Origin of the sequence: Desulfitibacter alkalitolerans DSM 16504, assembly GCF_000620305.1 — a bacterium.
GTDB lineage: Bacteria > Bacillota > DSM-16504 > Desulfitibacterales > Desulfitibacteraceae > Desulfitibacter > Desulfitibacter alkalitolerans.
In genome coordinates this window covers 376,865-397,454 of the sequence record NZ_KK211100.1, presented here as the reverse complement: position 1 = coordinate 397,454, position 20,590 = coordinate 376,865, and the positions used below count along the sequence as shown (strand labels likewise).

Sequence of the window (20,590 nt, the reverse complement as noted above, 5' to 3'; positions counted from 1 at the left end):
GGGGCACTCCTGTTCCGGATGTGCCTCTTTTAATTATTTTAAAACTTTTTTAAGATAAAATTTTTTAGGATAAAGCTTTTAGAGATCCCCTTTGTCTTTTCTGTCAGACTTTGATATTTGGATAGCTATTGGAAGGAGGATTCCCTGACATTAGCAAGAAATATATACAGCTAAAAGAAGCAGCAGAAAATAATCTAAAGGGCAAGGTAGTTTTTATTGACTGGACCCACTAGAACATACTCTTTTTAACGTATTTAAAAGGTATGATAGTTGAAAAAACCATCTTAAACAATTGGAGGAAGCCATGAGAAGAATTTCAGTACTTGTTACTGTCTTAGTAGTTATGATGCTTTTTAGTTTCGGCAGTGCTGCCCAGGTGCCAGAATTTAAGCTTGGAAATGAAGTCCTGTTGGAAAAGCATCTAGATCTGTTAAAAGGTAAAAGAATAGGACTTATTACTAACCAAAGTGGGGTAAATAGTGAGGGTGTCAGCCTAATTGATGTTTTTTCCAAGCATCCTGGTATAAACTTAGTTGCACTATACAGTCCTGAACACGGAATAGATGGTATTGCAAAGGCCGGAGAATGGGTAGAATCTCAAATTCATCCTATTTTGAAGATCCCTGTATACAGTTTATATGGAAAAACTAGAATGCCTAGTGAAAGCATGCTGAAGAATGTGGATATCCTGGTTTTTGATATGCAGGATGTAGGATCAAGAACATATACTTACATGTCTACCTTAAACTATTGCATGGCAGCTGCCAAGAATTATGGCAAATCTATTTTGGTATTAGACAGACCAAACCCAGTAGGCGGGGTAATAGTTGACGGGCCCATGATGGAAAAACCTTATATATCCTTTGTAGGTGTGGATAATCTACCAATGGCCCATGGAATGACTGCAGGAGAATTGGCACTTTTTTTCAACCGTAAAATTAATGCTGATCTTTTGGTTGTTACCATGGAGGGCTGGACACGGAACATGCTATGGCAGGATACTGGCCTCAAATGGGTGCAGACATCTCCCAATATTCCAGACCTTGAGTCACTATTTGGATATATGGCCACAGGAATTGGTGAAGGTACAGGAGTTTTTCAGGCTGACAAATTTAAATGGATTGGTGGAAGGGGAATAAATGCTGAACAGTATGCTGCATTATTAAATAGTGCAGGTCTTACAGGGGTTACCTTTATTCCTGAAACCAGGGGTGAGGCAGGTGGCGTCAGGTTAAGAATTACCGACTATTACAGTTTTAATCCCGCTAAGACAGGATTTTATGCCCTTGGATATGCTTTTTCACTTGGGAATTTCAATGTTCCTAAAAGCACACCAAACAATGTTGTAATGTTTGATAAAATAATGGGCACCAATAAGATTGGGCAGTATCTAGAACAGAAGTTATCTCCCCAGGAGATAGAAAAGAGGTATCAGCCTGAGCTGAATACCTTTAAGGCAGAGAGGGAGAAATACCTAATTTATGACTATCAGTCCAGGAGGGGTTTCCTCTTAAATACAAGAGATATAGCAGTAATAGTTAGGGGAGTTCCAGTGATATTTGACACACCTCCCCATGTTGATAGCAACAACCGCCTTATGGTGCCTGTGAGAGCTATAACAGAGGCCATGGGAGCCAATGTCCATTGGAATCCTGTGGCTAGAGACATCATAATAAGCAGAAATAGTGATGTTATTAAATTGACCATTAATAGTAATAAAGTTTATGTTAACGGAGAAGAGAAGTTCATGGATACTAAACCGGTTATCAATAATCAACGCACCCTGGTGCCCGCACGCTATGTAGGTGAATATTTTGGAGCATTTGTACAATGGGATCCTATACAAAAGAAGGTTACCATTGACTAAAAAGCTATATCATACCATTTAAGTCAAAATATACTTACAAGAATAGGAATATAGGATTATCAAAATATAGAGGACAGTAACAGAAAAATAGAAAGCACATGCTTTTGCAGCATGTGCTTTCATCATTCAACCTTATTCAGCCTTTAAACCATTAGTTACCTTTAAAAAGATTTCCTCCAGGGGTTTAGCTATTAAACCTAAGGATGAAACTACAGCTAAAGCTATGAATCCAAGTATTAAGCTGTATTCAACCAACCCTTGTCCATTCTCATTTAAAAAAAGTTCTTTGGCAGGGGTCATAAGTAAATCCTCCCCCTTTATAAACTGTTACTATAATTTTATACCTCAAAGCAATTATGAAACATCCAACCCAATTCCTATTTTAATAATATATTAGTCCCACTTAACGGTCTAAAGTCCTGGGACAAAAAAAGGACCAACATTAAGTGGCCCTTTAATCATTTCGCTGCATTTGTTTTGCTAAAAAATTTGCTGCAGTATAGGCAAGGTTTTTTTCTGTTTCCCCAAGAACTTGCCCATCCTTCTTTGGTGCAAGGATAACGCTTCCTATTACCTCATTAGTTAGAATGGGAGATACAATTAAAGTAGAAAACTCTCTGCCGTTTTCTGTAATTGTACCGCTGGTTATTTGACTTTTACCATTTGTAAGTGCATCTCCTATTGAACCCAATTTTTGACCCATAAACTCTTTTTTAGGTCCACCTGCAACTGCAATTATACTTATGTCGTCACTAACTGCGGCAATTACTGACAAGGTGTCTGCCAGTACATCACAGTATTCCTGAGCATAAATACTCAGATCATTGATGGGCGCATATTTCTTAAGTATTACCTCGCCGTTTCTATCTGTGAAGATTTCTAGAGGCTCACCTTCTCTGATTTTCAAAGTTCTTCTAATTTCCTTTGGAATAACTACTCTTCCTAAATCATCAATTCTTCTCACTATTCCAGTTGCTTTCATATAGTCATCTCCTTTTATAAATAGTTTTACCTTTTTTTTAGCATCTATGTAAAAGTTATATAAAATATCATTAATGAATCTCATTATTCATTAATAGTGATTAATCATTAATAAATAGTTGACACTAGGAAATGTATAGAGTAAACTACTACAAGTAAATTCTTAAAAGCAGGGGTGATTTCACATGCCAATTAAAATTCCAGATGATCTACCAGCAAAGGAAATACTTACTAAAGAAAACATATTTGTGATGTGTGAAAAACGAGCATACCATCAGGATATACGTCCTCTTAGGATAGCTATTTTAAACCTGATGCCAAATAAAATCGTTACAGAGACGCAGATTTTACGATTGCTAGGTAACACACCCCTTCAGGTAGATATTGTGCTGCTCCATCCAAAGACTCACAAATCAAAAAATACTCCTGGGGAACATTTATTTAGGTTTTACAACACCTTTGATGAAGTCTGCCATGAAAAGTTTGATGGTTTAATTATCACAGGTGCACCGGTTGAACAGCTTGAATTTGAAGAGGTTACCTATTGGAACGAACTAAAGGATATTATGGATTGGTCCAAGACAAACGTTTTTTCAACGTTCCATATATGCTGGGGAGCACAGGCCGGATTATACCATCACTATGGAATACCCAAATATTCCCTCAAAGCTAAAGTGTTTGGCGTATTTCCACATAAAATTTGCAAGAAACATGTTAGATTATTATGGGGCTTTGATGATGAGTTTTATGTACCTCAATCAAGATACACAGAGGTTAGAAGGGAAGATATAGAAAAGGTATCAGAGCTTGATATACTTGCAGAATCGGATGAATCTGGTATATATATAGTAGCAAATAAAAGTGGCAGGCAAATATTTGTTACTGGACATTCAGAATATGATGCTGTTACCTTGAAAAATGAGTATGATAGAGATATGGGTAAAGGTCTTGATATACACATTCCCAAAAATTACTTTCCCAATGATGACCCTGAAGTTTTTCCTAGAGTTAAATGGAGAAGTCATGCTCACCTGCTCTTTGCCAATTGGTTAAACTACTACGTATATCAGGAAACACCTTATGTGTTAGAAGAGATCGGCAAAACAAAATAGGATGGAAAATGGACATTCCAGAAAGAGCACCAAACCAGTATACAGTAAGAGCACCCGTTTTAAAAAGGGTGCTTTTTTATAAAATCCAGGTTTATATAAACAGGATGGGTGAAAATGACTAGTTTGATTTTTACAGATATTGAAATTAAATATGAGATATCAATGTCCAATAAAGCAAAAAAACTAAGAATTACAGTGAAAAATGGTAATGTGACTGTTACTGTTCCAAGAGGGGTTTCCCATGAGCAGGCTAGACAGTTTGTAGAAACCAAAAGAGATTGGATAAAAAAGCATGTCCAAAGACACAGCACTCAAAGCCAAGCTCCTAAAAGAAAATATGCAGGTGGTGAGAAATTTCCATATATGGGAAGGCCCTTAGATTTAATAACAGAGAGTACACTAGCAAGAAAGGTTGAAATAAGCATTGATGGTGACACTATCAAAGTTTTAATTCCAACCTTCTTAGAGAAAGAAAAATGGTCGGAAATAGTAAAACAGTCACTAATACTCTGGTATAAAAATCAGGCTAGAGTAATCTTTAAAGAAAAGTTAGACTATTTTTCAAAGATCATGGGAGTGGAATACAAGGGATTTCGGGTTAAAGATCAAAAAACAAGATGGGGCAGCTGTTCATCTAGGAAAAATATTAATTTAAACTGGAAAGTTATATTGGCACCTGTCAAAGCAATAGATTATGTCATAGTACATGAACTTGCTCACCTAACGTATATGAACCATTCCAAAGAATTTTGGCAGCTAGTAGCCATGTATGTGCCAGATTATGAGCTTCAAAAACTGTGGCTTAAACAAAATGGGAAATTCCTAACCATTGAATAGTGATTAGGGATGAATAGAGTGCTTAGGAAGTCCCTCTTCTTATTACTGTAGTGGTTGGCAAGTATCTATCAGTTGATACTATCTCTCTATGGATTAACTGGCCAGCTTCATATGTTTCCTTGATTAATCTTGATGTATATCCTGGCTGCCCTTTAGTAATTATTACTTCCCTGTCAGCCTGGAGCGAGGCATCATATATATACCTTCTATTTGGCGGAATTGTGGAAAGCTTTTCAGATTTTAAAACTACAGTTTTACCATACTTTGAACCGTGCAGCTCAACTGCAAGCTTATTCTTTTCAATTGAACCATGTATATATATATAACTATCTGTAGTGTTTTTAAATTTAAAGTCAATTGACCCCCATGCTACTGTTGCATCCCGGCTTAGCTCTACGTATGGGACTGTAAGGCTGTGGTTTCTTCTTTCTATAATCTGAAGATCTGCTAATAAAACAGCATTGTATAAGGTGGATGAAACCTGACATATTCCTCCCCCTACTCCATCCAAGATGTTATCTCCAACATAAATTGGTGAAGGTCTATAACCCCTTTCAGTCGTTCTTGGCCCTACGGTTTCATTAAAAGAAAATACTTCTCCAGGAGCTACTATGGTGCCGTTTAAGGCTTCTGTAGCTATCCTCAAATTATTTGTTCTATCTGCAAGATTAGCATTAAATTCTGTTGAGTATTGAGCCATTAAAGCATTTATGCCCATTTGACTAAGCTTTTGGCTAGTGATTTCCGGGGTTATGTATTTCACAGGTACTTCCAGCATCACATGCTCATTATCAATGTCCTTAATCTGTATTAATTCAATTAATTTTTCTTTATCAAACCTTACACCATTAATCCCGTCAATGATTGTAACCTTTCCCTCTACATATTTAAAATGTGCATTAACTGGGTCAGGTAAAGATATGCTGTCAAGTTCATGGATTGAAGAAAAGAATAATTCTTCATTTATTTCATAGGCAAAATAGAACTCCAAGGGATTAAAATAAATGTCTTTAAAATTGTGGATGGCAGTTAAAAAATTATCATTATATAGAGAGAGTATCTTCTTTTCAAGCTGTTCCTTATTAGAATAAATTCCAACTTCATTAAGGTTGTATATAAAAATATGTTCTTCATGGACAAGAATTAGTTTTTTGCCACTTAACAGGGAGCCTTCAAGTTGAGTAAGGGTTTCCCTTAGATCCTCTATTTTAATTCCACTCAAGCTTTGGCCCTGAACAAATATGTTGTATGGCAAATAAGCACTTATTAGTATGCAAATCATAGAAAATATTGTGTAGACGAAAGTAATACAAATAATAAAAGCCTTTTGGCTTTTAGTTAAAATATGCATGGCAACAACCCTTATTCTTAAACAATATACTTTAAATATATTAGAAGGTTTATTATCTATGCATATTTTTTAAAAGAAGCAAAGTGTATTTTAAATGGATGGTTTGGATAAATTATTCTGTGCATGTGTTGAATTGAAGTCAAAAATGATTAGATGCATGCAATTTTTCTATAATACTTGCCTATAAAATTTCCAGGGCTTTAAACAGCACCATAGAAGAAGTATTTATCTTTGAGGAGCTAAAGGCATAAAAAAACGATGAATAGCGTATAAAAATTCATCGTAATTAATGCTTCGAGTAAGCCATAAGCCGAGTTCTGTCTAGGATGATCATCTATCTAGGCCTACTGTTGCCAGCAGGCTCAAGCGACCTTACCCGGGAACGGAACGGGCCGTTCCAATGTTCCCCTATTCGGTCTTGCTCCAAGTGGGGTTTACCGAGCCAACCGAGTCACCCCGGTTGCTGGTGAGCTCTTACCTCACCTTTCCACCCTTACCATAACAGATGTCGGAAGTCGGAAATCAGATGTCTGACCTATTCGGACTTCTGACCTCGGATCTCCGACATCTGAATATGGCGGTCTGTTTCTGTGGCACTTTCCTTAGAGTCGCCTCCACTGGGTATTACCCAGCACCCTGCCCTATGGAGCTCGGACTTTCCTCATGCTAATGCATGCGATCATCTAGCTTACTCAAAGCATATATATTGTTATCTTTACCGGATAATAATCTTAACATACTTCTGAGTGGTTTGTCAAAAGCATATAACTGGAATTTGTTATGCATATGAAAATTAAGACTATCAATCATAATTTCTTATGCGTAAGATTATTACTATAATTCAAAGATTTAAAAAATTATAAATCTTATTAAAAAATATCTTGTCATTTAGGAAATTAAAGGTTATTCTAATAGGTAACAATATAAATAAATAGAGAAATATAAAAGTGTGGAGTGAAGCCCCATGAAAAATTTTTCCAAATTTAGTGAGTTAGAGCAAGTGTTTAAAGCTTTAGCAGATGTTACAAGACTAAGAATTGTTCAAATGGTTTCAGAAAAGGAAATGTGTGTATATGACATTTTTCAAGAATTAAATATCAGTCAACCTGCCGTATCACATCACTTAAAAATCCTTAAGCAGGCCGGTTTGATAGTGGGGCGCAAAAAGGGCAAATGGGTACTATATTCCATTGATGATAACCGTAGAGATTTTTTAAAGCTAATAGACTGGTACTACGATAATCAAGAATTAAAAAACAAGAGTTCATAAATTAAAAAACTGAGCTTATTAACGGCTCAGTTTTTAAAATCTATTACCGCATTTATGACAAAATAGGGAGTCTGCACTGGCACTTGGAGTTTCACATACAGGGCACTGATCCAGGTGCAGAGGAACAATCTTATATTTATAATCCTCCATTGTTAACTCAGTGTGATCGCATATTGTTTTAAAAAATCTAAAAGGTAGAGGTTTATTGTTTTGCTTGATCTGTTCCCCTATGTCTTCGCTTAATCCATAAATGTCTCCCAATTCGTCAACCCTTACATTTAAAACCCTTAAGACATCGTCTAAAAACTTACTGGCTTCTTCTTTACTTTCAAATAGGATTCCCTTTGTACCTGAATGTGGCATTTCTTCCCTCCTGAATTTTAACAATATGAATGAGTTCCTGGTGAAGCTAAAAAGTGAATAAACCTTTTGGCGATTTTGCTTTTGGAATTTTGTTTTTTATAAATCATCTTACAGTAATATACCATTTTATCTTCCTTTAATTCCAGGGCAGTAAGCACACCTCTTCTCACCTCTTTTTCTACTGCTTTAAGAGGTATTACAGAAAGACCCAAACCTAATTCTACTGCAGTTTTTATGGCATCCATGCTGCCCATTTCAGTAGTGTTTTGAAAATCACTAAATTTTAAAGATAGTTTATCCAAAACGGCTTTAAAGTTATTCCTTACTCCAGAGCCAGTTTCTCGAATTATAAAGGGTAATTTAATTAATTCGCTTATTGATATTACATCCAAATCAACCCATGGTTCCTTAGCAGGTGCTATAATTACCATTTTATCTTCAATTATCTCTTTAACAAAAATATCTGATGGTGAACCCCTAATAGGACCGTCAATTAACCCTAGCTCAATATTATTTTCATATACATGTTCAAGTATTTCCTGGCTGTTGGCAACTATAAGCTTAATTTTAGAGTTAGCAAAGGTTTCATTAAACTTCCAAATGCTGCAGGGCATAAGATGATTTCCAACAGCAGAGCTTGCACCAACTGTGAGCATATGGTTTTCTACTTCTGCCATAATAGCAAGGTGGCGTTCCATGTCATCTTGTATTTTAAGGATCTTTTGAGCGTACTCATAGACGATCTTGCCAGCTTCTGTTAAGGTTACTCCCTGGTTGCTTCTATTAAATAATAGGATATTATAGTGATTTTCTAAATATTGAATATGACTGCTAATTGTTGGCTGAGATAAGTGCAGTAATTTTGCAGCTTTTGAAAAACTGTTCACCTTTGCAACGGCACAGAAAGTCTCTAGTTGAGTAAAATGCATTTTTTAACCAGGCCCTTCTGAAGAAAATGACTTTAACCATTTATATATAAATATTTTAAACTATTCATGGGAGTAATACAATAAAATTACGACCATATCACAAAAATTTCTGAAAATTAAGTAGCCTGGGCTCGTTATAATGGGTATAGGGAAATCTTCACTAGCTATTTAAAAAAGGAATAACAAACTTACAGGGTTTTTAAATAAAACAACTAAATTTAATTGTAATTTATTTTATTTTTGTGTATTGGTGGAGAAGAATTATGGCTTCTGATTGCAGCATTAGGCTTTGTATATATAATAAAACTTATAGCTGCCATTAGTAATTGCTATTACTGGATTGCAGGAGTTTTAAAGAAATTAATCAAATGATTTACTGATAAAAATAACTCGGATTGTGTCTGATAATAGCTGTGACAAATAGCACAAGATGCAATACTGAAACTATTATTTAATATATACAATTAAGGCCTAATGATATATACTATTATGTGCTATTATCTACTGTATACTGTGACAGGCTGCTGTTAATATAAAGCATATTACTCCAGGAAGGAATGGCTGCAATGATTAAGTTTTTATCTTCAATTAAACTGGCAGTGATTTTAATTGCAGCTTTGGTGGTTACATCTATAATTGCAACCTTAAATCCAAATGTGAACATTTACAAGTCTATCTGGTTTAGGGGCTTGATTCTGATTTTTACTTTCAATTTATTGATATGTTCTGTTCAAAGGATACCTGTAATGTTAGGCAAGCTTTTTAAAAAGCTTGACAGTCAAACCGAATTTAAGCAGTATGAACGGGAGATCTCAATCCAGGATGTAACAGTTAGTGAAATTCAATTAAGAAAATTACTTGGGGAAAAGGGGTATAGAGTAAAAGAGGAAAACACCACAGACAAGTTAATCCTCCTGGCTAATAAGGGTTTTTTGAATTTGCTTGCACCTCACTTACTTCACATCTCTCTAATTATAGTGTTATTAGGAGCATTCCTGGGTTCTTTTGGAGCTAATGACAGGGTAATGGCCTTTGTGGGAAACCAGGCAGATATTCCTTCTCACGTGGCCAAGGGAATGGCTATTCAGGTGAATAACTTTCAGACCCTATATGACAGCAATGGTGCCATTGATAATTGGGTGTCAGACATTACAATTTTTGTAAATGGCAAGGAGGTTGCTAATGGAACCACCAGAGTAAACAAACCCTTTAAATACAAGGGTGTGGTCTTTTATCAGAGCTCCTATGGTTATAACCACTTAATAGGGATAAGTGGGGAGGAAGAAGAGTATTATGCAATTCCAGATAAAAAGACCTTTAATGTTGGAGACACATTATTTAACATTCAATATTTGAGGGGTGGATCCCTAATCAAGCTTTATGAAGGGCGTAACGTTATAGACGCTAGATACCTTCAACAGGGAGATACAATTGAGTTTCCAGGTGGCGAGATTCTCGAATATGCAGATATAAACCCATATACAGTTCTGGCAGTAAAAGTTGATCCAGGGACTAATGTTGTTATGGTTGGTTTCATCCTCATGATCATATCATCGTCAATGTTTTGGAGCGGAAGATACAGAGAGATTCATGCTGTTTTAGATAAAAAAAGCAGCAAGGTATTTGTTAAAGTAGTTTGTAAGAACACAGATATAAAGAATCAGATTTATACTGAATTAGCCACAAAAGTTGGGGAGGGACAATAACTTGGAAAATCTTCAGACACCCATTATGACAGTCACCATTGCTGGTTATACCCTGGCTCTGCTGGCTTATGTTTTGTGCTTCATTACGTCAAAGGGTTATTTAAGGACTGCTGCAAGTTTCCTAACAATTGCAGCTTTTGCAATGAATACACTGTTGTTAGCAGTAAGGACCTTACTCATAGGCACACTTCCTTTAACGAACCTCTTTGAATTTGGACTGTTTTTCGTATGGGGTATAGCAGCAGTGTTTTTAATTATTGACTTTAAATTTGACATGTGGGCTGTAGGTATGTTTGTACTTCCCATAGCTATTGTATTGTTGTTGTGGTTATTTACTTTAGACACCTCCGTGCGCCCCATGATGCCTGCATTAAGAAGCAACTGGTTATTTGTTCATGTACTGACCGCTGTTGTATCTTATGGTGCCTTTGCAGTGTCCTTTGCTCTATCTCTAATGTATCTAGTAAAAGAATGGGTTTTGTCTAAAAACGCTAACAACACACTGGCTAATGCCCTTCCCAGTTTGGAGCTTTTGGATGACATATCTTATAAGGTAATTTTTATTGGCATGCCCTTTTTAACAATAATGCTTGTTACAGGAGCCATCTGGGCTGAGTTTTCCTGGGGGTCCTACTGGTCATGGGATCCAAAGGAAACCTGGGCTTTAATAACCTGGTTTATCTATGCTGCATATCTTCACGTTAGGTTTATGAGAAATTGGAAGGGAAGACGGGCAGCGATCTTGTCAATTATTGGATTTGGAGCAGTTTTATTTACCTTTATTGGAGTGAGCTATTTGCTTCCTGGATTACACAGTTATGTGTAAAGGTTAAAAATAGAGAAAAGGCTTTGTGGCAGGTTGTATATTGGAATTTAATGAGAGGGGGTGAAACTAGATGACGCAGGTTCCAGATGTTTTAAAAGGGCTGCTGGCAGATAAAAAGGCCATTATAGTTTCAAAGTGGTTTCATAATCTATGCCAGGAGTACCCAGATAAAACTGTGAAACACCTAAAAAGTGGCAAAAGTCAGTTTGCTAACCCGGTTGGTCATAATCTACGTCAGGGATTAGATGGTATTTTTGATCAAGTGCTAGAAGATGTGGACTCAGAAAATTTCCGCCTCAATCTAGATAGAATTCTTCGAATAAAAGCTGTGCAGGATTTTTCTCCATCTCAAGCCATTGCATTTATTTTTATATTAAAAAAGCTTATAAGGGAAGAACTTCAGGGCCAATTGGATGGAGAGGTATTGTATAAGGAATTAGCTGTCATTGAACAACGAATAGACAATATTGCCCTTGTAGCCTTTGAAATATATTTGCAGTGCAAGGAGACTATTTATCAATTAAGGATAGATGAAGTAAAAAGAAAGTGTGCTATATTAGAAAGGATAAATATGCTCAACCAAGGACCAGCAGCTATTGAGTATGAAGGCAGTACTCAATAAATAGGAATTCAGAAATAAAATCTAGTGAGAGGGTGATACAATGGCAAAAACTCCAAAGCCAGATCAGTTACTAAATATTGATTACAATCCTCCTAAAACGGGATGGATGGAGACACCAGTTGATTTTAGACCTGGCACCTGGTGTTACCCAGGTAAAGCAGAGAGTCTTACAACTGTTGGACTTCCTAACCCCAGAAAATGGTCCCCAGAGGATGAGGATTGGAAACTTCCAGAGAACTGGAAGCAAATTATCATGGATGGCCTTAGGGAAAGACTTGAAAGATTTCGCTCTTTAAAATTATTCATGGATATCTGTGTAAGGTGTGGTGCTTGCTCTGATAAATGTCACTTTTTTATCGGTTCAGGAGATCCCAAAAACATGCCGGTTTTAAGGGCTGAGCTGTTAAGATCTATATATAGAAAAGAGTATACTACTGCCGGAAAAATCATGGGTAAAATGGTAGGCGCTAGAGAACTTAATGAAGATGTAATCAAAGAGTGGTTCTATTATTTCTTCCAGTGTACAGAATGCAGACGTTGTTCTGTTTACTGTCCCTATGGTATTGATACTGCTGAGATTACAATGATAGCCAGGGAACTGCTCAATCTAATTGGATGTAATATAGACTGGGTAGTAACACCGGTAGCCAACTGTTATATGAAGGGCAACCACCTAGGAATTCAACCCCATGGCCTGGTTGACTCCATGGATTTCTTAATAGAAAACATTGAGGATATAACAGGAATTACAATTGAACCTACCTGGAACAGAAAGGGTGCAGAAATACTTTATATCCCTCCGTCAGGAGACCTTTTTGCTGACCCAGGAACCTTTGGTATCATGGGACAATTAATGGTTCTCCATGAAATAGGACTTGATTATACATTAAGTACCTATGCATCTGAAGGTGGTAACTTTGGCCTTTTCACATCCCATGAAATGGCTAAAAGATTAAATGCAAAGATGTATGCTGAGGCAAAAAGGCTGGGCGTTAAATGGATTCTAGGTGGAGAATGTGGTCATATGTGGAGGGTTGTTCACCAGTATATGGACACCATGAATGGACCTGCTGATTTTCTAGAGACCCCTACATCACCCATAACTGGAACAAAATTTGAGCATGCAAAATCCACAAGTATGATTCACATTACCGAATTTACATCTGATCTTATATATCATAACAAGCTTAAGCTGGATCCCAGCAGGAATGACAGTATAGTAGCTACATTCCATGACTCCTGCAACCCATCCAGGGCCATGGGTTTGCTGGAAGAACCACGATACATTCTTAAACATGTATGCAACAATTTTTATGAAATGCCTGATGACACAATTAGAGAACATACCTTCTGCTGTGGTGGAGGGTCAGGCCTTGGTTCAGATGAGAATATGGAAATGAGGATGCGTGGAGGTTTTCCAAGGGCAAATGCCGTCAAATATGTCCATAAAAAGCATGGAGTAAATATGCTTACATGTGTTTGTGCAATTGATAGAGCTACCCTGCCGCCACTAATGAGATACTGGCTGCCCCAGGTGGATGTATGTAGTGTACATGAATTAGTTGGTAATGCCCTTGTTATGGAGGGGGAAAAAGAAAGGACAGAAAACCTGCGTTTTGAACCTCTAGGAACGGAGGATGATGAATAATGAATAATTCTCGTAATATTATTATTGGAATTGCAGTTTTAATTATTTTGTTCACCTATCCCTTCTGGGGCAGTTTTGGAAAGTCAGCTGCAGCTCCTGAAGTAAGCCTTGACACGCCTGCAATTCAAGCTCTTGCAGACAAAAACTGTATCGAAGATGTAGAATTTATGAGGGCTAATCATATGCAGCTGTTAAGTGATTGGAAGGTGTCTGTTGTACGCGAGGGTAATAGGGTATATGTTTCGGAGAGCGGTAGGGAATATGCTATGAGCTTACAAAATACATGTTTGGAATGTCACTCCAACAAGGAGCAGTTCTGTGATGCATGTCATACTTTCGTTGACGTTATTCCTAATTGTTGGACTTGTCATGTTGAATAAAGGAGGAGAGGCTAATGGATATAAGTAGAAGAAGATTTATCAAGCTTGGCGGAGTCTGTGCCCTTGGTTTAGGAATAATGCCTCTTGTTAGTGTTGTAGCCGGAAATAATCCAAAATTTCTTTCAGATTCTAAAGCATTAGCTGCTAATAAGTGGGCCATGGCAATAGACATGAGTAAGTGTGATTACTGTAATGATTGTATTAATGCTTGTCATTATTCCCATAATGTACCCTCCATAAATAATGCCAAGGAGGAAGTAAAATGGTTGTGGACTGAACCGTATAAAAACGCCTTTCCCTACCAGAGTCATGAATATGCAGATGCCGCTACAAAAAACAGGAACTTCCTAATACTCTGTAACCATTGTGAAAACCCCTCCTGTGTTCGGGTTTGCCCAACACAGGCCACCTTTAAAAGAAAAGACGGCATAGTTATGATGGATTACCATAGATGCATAGGATGCCGTTATTGTATGGCTGCCTGTCCATATGGTGCAAGGAGTTTTAATTTTAGTGATCCTAGACCCCATATAGAAGAATTGAATAAAAAATACCCAACCAGGTCTAAGGGTGTAGTTGAAAAATGCAACTTCTGTGATGAAAGACTAGCAGTTGGATTGCTACCGGCTTGTGTGGAGGCTTGTAAGGAAGGGGTCCTTGTGTTTGGTGATTTGGAGGATCCAAATTCAGAGGTTCGTAAACTTTTAGCATCTAGCTACAATGTTACACGCAAAACAAAGCTTGGAACAAAGCCTAAGGTTTACTATATAGTGTAGGGAGGGGTTGGTGTACATGATAGAAAAAGCTTTTAAAGAAGCTTCAAAATGCTATTATGGATGGTTGTTGTTTTTGCTTGCCTTGATTGGCATAGGCTTTGGTTTTTATCTAGTTCAATTAAATCAAGGACTTACAGTTACAGGTATGAGCAGAGATGTTTCCTGGGGTCTTTATATTGCCCAGTTTACATTTTTTGTTGGGGTCGCTGCATCTGCAGTAATGGTTGTGTTGCCTTATTACCTGCATAATGTTAAAGAGTTTGGCAGAATAACCGTAATTGGAGAGTTTTTGGCAGTAGCTTCAGTTATAATGTGTCTCCTATTTATTATAGTTGATATGGGTATGCCAATGAGGTTATTTAACATGATACTATACCCAACACTAAACTCACCTATGTTCTGGGATATGGTTGTACTTAATGGTTATTTGCTTTTAAATATTGTAATAGGATGGAATGTTTTAGAGGCAGAACGTAAGGCAGTTTATCCCCCTAAATGGGTGAAAGGTTTGACGTATGTATCAATACCATGGGCTGTGAGTATCCATACTGTTACGGCATTTTTATACTCAGGCATACCAGGTAGAGATTACTGGTTAACAGCACTAATAGCTCCAAAATTTTTAGTAGGTGCCTTTGCCACCGGCCCAGCTTTACTAATCCTTATCTGCTTTGCATTAAAGAAGTTTGCCGGTTTTGATGCAGGAAGGGAAGCTATTAAGAAACTATCAATTATTGTAACTTATGCTTTTTCAATAACAATATTTTTACTTGCAGTAGAATTTTTCGTTGGCTTCTTCAGCCAGGTGCCTGGTCACATGTATAGTTTACAATACCTGTTTTTTGGCTTATACGGTCACAGTTCCCTTGTTCCATTTATGTGGGTTTTCTTAATTCTATCAGTATTAGCGTTGTATTTGTTGATTAACCCCAAAACAAGATCACAGGATACCACGTTGCTTATTGCCTGTGGTGCAGTATTTGTAGCCATGCTTATTGAAAAGGGTTTAGCCTTTGTACTTGCTGGTCTTGTAGTAAATCCCTTTGGAAGAGTTACTGAGTATGCACCAACTATACCTGAGATTTTTATTACCCTTGGAATATGGGCAGCTGGAATTTTCATAATTAGCATCTTTTACAGGATTGTGATTTCAGTTAAGGAGAATACGGGTATATAAGTAATAAAAATACATGAAATGAGGGATATGTTAATGGGTATACAAGTTTCTTTACTCATAGTTGCTGCACTCATTTTGGGTGTTTTCCTAGGAGTAGAGGTTATAGGGTTGCATTTCCTCTTTGGGGTACTTATACCCTATATAGCCTTTGCAGCATTCTTGTTTGGTTTAATCTACCGTATAGTTACATGGGCGCGCTCACCTGTTCCCTTTAGAATACCTACAACCTGTGGACAACAAAAATCACTGCCCTGGTTTAAACAAAATAAGATTGATAACCCTTCTACAAAAGCAGGGGTTATAGCAAGAATGCTTTTGGAAGTAGTATTTTTTAGATCTTTATTTAGAAACACAAAGGCCCAACTGGTTGATGAAGACAAGGGTAAAAAAGTTGTTTATCATTGGGAAAAGTGGCTTTGGCTTGCAGGATTGGTGTTTCACTGGTCATTATTTATAGTAGTAATAAGACATTTAAGATTTTTCACAGAACCAGTGCCTGGCTTCGTTCAGTTTCTTCATAGCATTGATGGAGCATTTGAAGTCAACCTGGAAGCTATTTATCTTACTGGTTTTGCACTACTTGTTGCTGTCACCTATTTGTTTGTTAGAAGGGTAGTTATCCCACAGGTTAAATATATATCGTTACCTGCAGACTACTTCCCTCTACTATTGATTTTTGGGATTGCTCTATCAGGCATTTTGATGAAATATTTTATTAGGGTTGATATTGCACATGTTAAGGAGTTAACATTAGGACTTGTGACTTTTAATCCTGGAGTACCAGGTGACATTGGAGTTATATTCTACATCCACCTGTTCCTGGTTAGTGTGCTGCTGATTTACTTTCCTTTCAGCAAGCTGACACATATGGCAGGGGTATTTATGAGTCCAACACGTAATATGGTTAACAATAGCCGTGCTGAAAGACATGTTAACCCATGGAACTACCCTGTTAAGGTTCATACCTATGAAGAATATGAAGATGAATACAGGGACAGGATGAAAGCAGCAGGCTTACCTGTTGATAAGGATGAGTAAATAAAGCAAATATATCATACATCTGGTTGTTATATAAAAAACCTATTATAGTAATCAGAAATAACAATAACAAACATGCAGGAGTTTTAGCTATAAAAGTCTAATATAAAGCATGTAGTGAGAAGAATGAGTTCATGTTATGAATGTGCCTGTGATAAATGGTACAAAGTAGCAGTAAACCCGTAAATACTCAACTCAATAACAAAAGGGCAAAGCAGTATTTAAGAATTATATATAATTATATATAAATATCTATCAAAATATTTAGCCCGATATTTAACCCGGAGGGTATACCCCAGAGGTACAAATAGAGAGATGGATCTAAAGAGATATGCCCATAGAAGGTCAGCTATTGAGTTGGTGTTAAAAAATAAAGTTAGTACCAAAAATTAAACCCAAAAAAGCAAAATAAAAATTTATATGGAGGTGGATTATCTGTGTCAGAAAACAAAAGGCCCATGCTAGATGAACTTAAAAAAGGTAAATGGCCCAGCTTTGTAACTGAAATGGAAAAAGAGGAAGAAAAAAATCCTGCAGCAAAGGACTTGCTTGGTCTTCTTGAAACATCATTTGAAGATAACACAGTTCACTGGAAACACGGCGGTATAGTAGGTGTAACTGGTTATGGTGGTGGGGTTATTGGTAGATATTCAGATTTAGGTCACAAGTATCCTAACGTTGCTGAGTTTCACACAATGAGGGTTAACCAACCTAGTGGATGGTTTTACTCAAGTGAAACTTTAAGAAAGCTGTGTGACATTTGGGAAAAACATGGTAGTGGCTTAACAAACTTCCATGGTGCTACAGGTGATGTTATTCTTCTTGGAACTACTACTCCTCATTTGCAGCCATGTTTCAACGAATTATCAAATAATGGCTTTGACTTGGGAGGTTCTGGCTCAAACTTAAGAACACCAAGTGCATGTGCTGGTATGGCTCGCTGCCAGAATGCTTGTATTGATACTTTACATCTTTGCCATGATTTAACTAATGAATTTCAAGATTATCTCCATAGACCAATGTGGCCATACAAAATGAAAATCAAGATTTCTGGATGTGCCAATGACTGTGTTGCCGCTGTAGCACGTGCTGACCTTTCCATTGTTGGAACCTGGAGAGATGCTATAAGAATAGACCAAGAAAAAGTAAACGAATATGGCAAGAGTGGCTATGATATATTAAACCTGGTTGTTAAAAAGTGTCCATCACACTGTATTAGTTTTAATCAAGAGACCTTTGAGTTCAAGGTTGATGATGAGAATTGTGTAAGATGCATGCACTGTATTAACAAAATGCCAAAAGCATTAAGAATTGGCAAGGACACAGGTATTACCCTTCTTATTGGTGGTAAAGCTACAATTGTTCAGTCAGCTTTCCTATCATGGGTCATTGTACCATTCATGAAGCTTAATAAGGAAGACGGCTATGCTGAATTAAAAGATTTATTTGAAAGAATTTGGGATTGGTGGGACGAAAACGCCAAGGTTAGAGAGAGAGTTGGCGAATTGATTTATAGAAAAGGCATGAGAACCTTCTTGAAAGAAGTTGGTTTAGAAGCTAAACCGCAAATGGTTAAACATCCAAGGGCCAACCCATATTTCTTCTGGTGGCCTGAAGAAATTGCTGAGATGAATAATGATACATTTAAAGAAGCAGCTACAGACAAGGAGGTGAAGTAACATGTCAGAAGTTTTAAAGCCAAAAACTGATATAGGTCCTCCACATTATGAGGATCAACTGCCACAGATTATTAAGGATAACTATGGAAAATGGAAATATCACGAGTATGTTAAACCAGGTGTTTTAAAGCACGTTTCTGAAACTGGTGATGCTTTATATACAGTAAGGATTGGCTCACCACGTTTGTTAGCCATAACTACAATAAGAGAATTTGCTGATTTAGCTGACAAGTACTGTGATGGTCACCTGCGCTTTACTAGTAGGCACAATGTTGAGTTTTTATTGTCAGATGAAAGCAAGGTAGAACCTTTAATTGAAGAGGTAGAAGGAATGGGCTGGCCAGTAGGTGGTACAGGCAACTGCTTGAATAATATTATTCATACTCAAGGTTGGATTCACTGCCATAGTGCTGCTACTGATGCTTCTGGTACTGTTAAGGCAGTTATGGATAGGCTATATGACTATTTTAAGTATGATAAACTACCAGCCAAATTGAAGATATCCATGGCATGCTGCTTGAACATGTGTGGTGCTGTACACTGTTCTGATATTGCTTTCGTGGGTATCCACAGAACAATTCCAAAAATCAATGATGAAGGTGTATCAAAAGGCTGCGAAATTCCAAATGTTATTGCCAGCTGCCCAACTGGAGCTATCAAGCCAAATCCAAAAGCTAAAAGTGTTTCCATTAATGAAGAAAAATGTATGTACTGTGGTAACTGTTATACAGTATGTCCTTCATTAACAATTATGGATCCAAAGAACGACGGTATAGCAATCTTTGTTGGTGGTAAAGTTGCCAATGCTAGAAGTGGCCCACAATTCTCACGTTTAGCTATTCCCTGGGTACCAAACACTCCACCAAGATGGAATGAATTAGTGGATGCAATTGTGAACTTAACTGAGATTTGGGTTAAGAATGCCAAGCCAGGTGAAAGATATGGCGAATGGATTGAAAGAATCGGCTGGGAAAAATTCTTTGAAATTGCCAACCTGCCATTTACAGACAAGCACATTGATGATTTCATTTTCTCAATACCAACATTTAGAACTAGCACTAACTTTAAATTTTAAATAAAGGTTTATGCTGTAGTAAGAGATGAGGACAATAACTGGGAAGGGGACGTCTATTAATAAAGATAGTCCCCTGCTCAGAATAAAGCTCCCCAGCTCAGGCAGAAATGTCCAAATTTAGAGAGGTGTAAAAAATGAGTGATAATTTAACTCCCGAGGAAATTCAGGAAAAAGTGTTGGCTTACCTCAAGACTGTTGATAAATCAAAGAACAAGGATATTGCCAAGGCTATAGGTGTTGACAAAAAACTAGTAGACAAACAGATTAATGAACTTGCAAAACAGGATATTTTAGAGTTTCTTTATCTAGGAACATCCTTTGTTAGAATTAAAGGCAAAGAATAGAAAAATAGCAGAGGCAATTCAGGATTTTAATTCATAGCCCGCACTTATAAGTAAAAGTTTTCCTTTGTTAATCCTCCATCTTATGGAATAATATAGTTAAAAAATATAATTTAAATATGTGGAGGATTTTTATGAAATTTCAAGAGATTATTCTAAAATGGGAAAAAGAAAACATGGAAATAATCGAGGAAATAAGGAATTATAAGTCTACAGAATACAAAACTGGATTTGCCGATGGGATGGAAATAGCTATTCAATCCTTGTTAGCGTATTTGGCAGACGAATGCGAAGATGAAGTAATATTTGACAATTAACTAACAAATTTTAAAGTTCCTTACTATTTGATAATCAATGTAGTTAAATATGAAAATAGCACAAGGGGGGCTGTGTAATGTATTTAATAACAATCAAAGAAGATAAATGCGATGGTTGTGGTGAGTGTGTAGAAGCTTGTCCAGTTAATATCATTGACATGGTTGATGGAAAAGCTGTGTGTGAGGATAGTAGTGAGTGTATTGGCTGCGAAAGCTGTGTAGCAGTATGTCCAACAGAAGCTGTGAAGTTTCAAGAGTTATAAAGGCTGTATTAATTAATAAAAAAATAGATTTT

The 20,590-nt window shown here is 36.9% G+C and carries 22 protein-coding genes and 1 other RNA gene; 17 read left to right on the top strand and 6 right to left on the bottom strand.

Annotation, left to right across the window (positions count from 1 at the left end; translation table 11 throughout):
- Positions 1-304: 304 nt before the first annotated feature.
- The gene (locus K364_RS0107680; RefSeq protein ID WP_028307555.1) at positions 305-1,867 is read left to right on the top strand and encodes an exo-beta-N-acetylmuramidase NamZ domain-containing protein; all 1,563 of its coding nucleotides are present in this window, start codon (positions 305-307) and stop codon (positions 1,865-1,867) included.
- A gap of 132 nt (positions 1,868-1,999) precedes the next feature.
- Here the strand turns inward: K364_RS0107680 and K364_RS26615 are convergent, their stop codons facing one another.
- Positions 2,000-2,167, bottom strand: a complete 168-nt coding sequence (locus K364_RS26615) for a Flp family type IVb pilin (RefSeq protein WP_156946421.1) — start codon at positions 2,165-2,167, stop codon at positions 2,000-2,002.
- Between the two features lie 154 nt (positions 2,168-2,321).
- A complete protein-coding gene (locus tag K364_RS0107670; RefSeq protein WP_028307554.1) occupies positions 2,322-2,849 on the bottom strand; it encodes a stage V sporulation T C-terminal domain-containing protein in 528 nt (175 codons plus the stop codon).
- A 184-nt stretch (positions 2,850-3,033) separates the two neighbouring features.
- Between K364_RS0107670 and metA the strand changes: the two genes are divergently transcribed.
- Positions 3,034-3,960: a homoserine O-acetyltransferase MetA gene (metA, locus tag K364_RS0107665; RefSeq protein ID WP_028307553.1), complete on the top strand. Its 927-nt coding sequence runs from the start codon at positions 3,034-3,036 to the stop codon at positions 3,958-3,960.
- Between the two features lie 114 nt (positions 3,961-4,074).
- Positions 4,075-4,797, top strand: coding sequence for a M48 family metallopeptidase (locus tag K364_RS0107655; protein WP_028307552.1), 723 nt, complete (start codon positions 4,075-4,077; stop codon positions 4,795-4,797).
- Positions 4,798-4,819: 22 nt separating this feature from the next.
- Here the strand turns inward: K364_RS0107655 and K364_RS23180 are convergent, their stop codons facing one another.
- Both K364_RS23180 and rnpB read right to left on the bottom strand, forming a co-directional pair.
- On the bottom strand, positions 4,820-6,019 hold the full coding sequence (locus K364_RS23180) for a VanW family protein (RefSeq protein WP_169734744.1): 1,200 nt from the start codon (positions 6,017-6,019) through the stop codon (positions 4,820-4,822).
- Positions 6,020-6,439: 420 nt separating this feature from the next.
- Positions 6,440-6,843: RNase P RNA component class A (gene rnpB / locus K364_RS25660), an RNA gene on the bottom strand.
- Between the two features lie 269 nt (positions 6,844-7,112).
- On the opposite strand from rnpB, the gene K364_RS0107645 reads away from it, so the two are divergent.
- Complete coding sequence (locus K364_RS0107645) at positions 7,113-7,418, top strand: ArsR/SmtB family transcription factor (protein WP_028307551.1); 306 nt, start codon at positions 7,113-7,115, stop codon at positions 7,416-7,418.
- 33 nt (positions 7,419-7,451) lie between these two features.
- Here K364_RS0107645 and K364_RS0107640 read toward each other — a convergent pair whose 3' ends face one another.
- Positions 7,452-7,781, bottom strand: a complete 330-nt coding sequence (locus tag K364_RS0107640) for a hypothetical protein (RefSeq protein ID WP_028307550.1) — start codon at positions 7,779-7,781, stop codon at positions 7,452-7,454.
- Positions 7,782-7,798: 17 nt separating this feature from the next.
- Positions 7,799-8,710: a LysR family transcriptional regulator gene (locus K364_RS0107635; protein ID WP_028307549.1), complete on the bottom strand. Its 912-nt coding sequence runs from the start codon at positions 8,708-8,710 to the stop codon at positions 7,799-7,801.
- Between the two features lie 566 nt (positions 8,711-9,276).
- Here K364_RS0107635 and K364_RS0107630 point away from each other — a divergent pair.
- From K364_RS0107630 to K364_RS0107570, 13 genes are all read left to right on the top strand, one after another.
- A complete protein-coding gene (locus K364_RS0107630) occupies positions 9,277-10,416 on the top strand; it encodes a cytochrome c biogenesis ResB family protein (protein ID WP_028307548.1) in 1,140 nt (379 codons plus the stop codon).
- A 1-nt stretch (position 10,417) separates the two neighbouring features.
- Positions 10,418-11,242, top strand: coding sequence for a c-type cytochrome biogenesis protein CcsB (gene ccsB / locus K364_RS0107625; protein ID WP_028307547.1), 825 nt, complete (start codon positions 10,418-10,420; stop codon positions 11,240-11,242).
- Positions 11,243-11,312: 70 nt separating this feature from the next.
- Entirely contained in the window at positions 11,313-11,864 is a 552-nt protein-coding gene (locus K364_RS0107620) for an RsbRD N-terminal domain-containing protein (RefSeq protein WP_035268376.1), read from the top strand.
- Positions 11,865-11,904: 40 nt separating this feature from the next.
- Positions 11,905-13,512 carry a sulfate reduction electron transfer complex DsrMKJOP subunit DsrK gene (dsrK, locus tag K364_RS0107615; protein WP_028307545.1) on the top strand — a complete coding sequence of 536 codons (1,608 nt, stop codon included), beginning with the start codon at positions 11,905-11,907 and terminating at the stop codon, positions 13,510-13,512.
- Complete coding sequence (gene dsrJ / locus K364_RS0107610) at positions 13,512-13,892, top strand: sulfate reduction electron transfer complex DsrMKJOP subunit DsrJ (RefSeq protein WP_028307544.1); 381 nt, start codon at positions 13,512-13,514, stop codon at positions 13,890-13,892. The genes dsrK and dsrJ overlap by 1 nt, the downstream gene beginning before the upstream one ends.
- A 14-nt stretch (positions 13,893-13,906) precedes the next feature.
- Entirely contained in the window at positions 13,907-14,668 is a 762-nt protein-coding gene (gene dsrO / locus K364_RS0107605) for a sulfate reduction electron transfer complex DsrMKJOP subunit DsrO (RefSeq protein WP_028307543.1), read from the top strand.
- A 16-nt stretch (positions 14,669-14,684) separates the two neighbouring features.
- Positions 14,685-15,845 carry a sulfate reduction electron transfer complex DsrMKJOP subunit DsrP gene (gene dsrP, locus K364_RS0107600; protein ID WP_028307542.1) on the top strand — a complete coding sequence of 387 codons (1,161 nt, stop codon included), beginning with the start codon at positions 14,685-14,687 and terminating at the stop codon, positions 15,843-15,845.
- Positions 15,846-15,878: 33 nt separating this feature from the next.
- A complete protein-coding gene (gene dsrM / locus K364_RS0107595; protein WP_028307541.1) occupies positions 15,879-16,883 on the top strand; it encodes a sulfate reduction electron transfer complex DsrMKJOP subunit DsrM in 1,005 nt (334 codons plus the stop codon).
- Between the two features lie 458 nt (positions 16,884-17,341).
- Positions 17,342-18,562: a dissimilatory-type sulfite reductase subunit alpha gene (gene dsrA, locus K364_RS23175; protein WP_084295770.1), complete on the top strand. Its 1,221-nt coding sequence runs from the start codon at positions 17,342-17,344 to the stop codon at positions 18,560-18,562.
- A gap of 1 nt (position 18,563) precedes the next feature.
- Entirely contained in the window at positions 18,564-19,637 is a 1,074-nt protein-coding gene (gene dsrB / locus K364_RS0107585; RefSeq protein WP_028307540.1) for a dissimilatory-type sulfite reductase subunit beta, read from the top strand.
- 134 nt (positions 19,638-19,771) lie between these two features.
- Positions 19,772-19,981, top strand: coding sequence for a hypothetical protein (locus K364_RS0107580; protein ID WP_028307539.1), 210 nt, complete (start codon positions 19,772-19,774; stop codon positions 19,979-19,981).
- A 131-nt stretch (positions 19,982-20,112) separates the two neighbouring features.
- The gene (locus tag K364_RS23170; protein WP_035268373.1) at positions 20,113-20,295 is read left to right on the top strand and encodes a hypothetical protein; all 183 of its coding nucleotides are present in this window, start codon (positions 20,113-20,115) and stop codon (positions 20,293-20,295) included.
- 77 nt (positions 20,296-20,372) lie between these two features.
- Positions 20,373-20,558, top strand: coding sequence for an ATP-binding protein (locus K364_RS0107570; protein ID WP_028307538.1), 186 nt, complete (start codon positions 20,373-20,375; stop codon positions 20,556-20,558).
- Positions 20,559-20,590 lie beyond the last annotated feature (32 nt).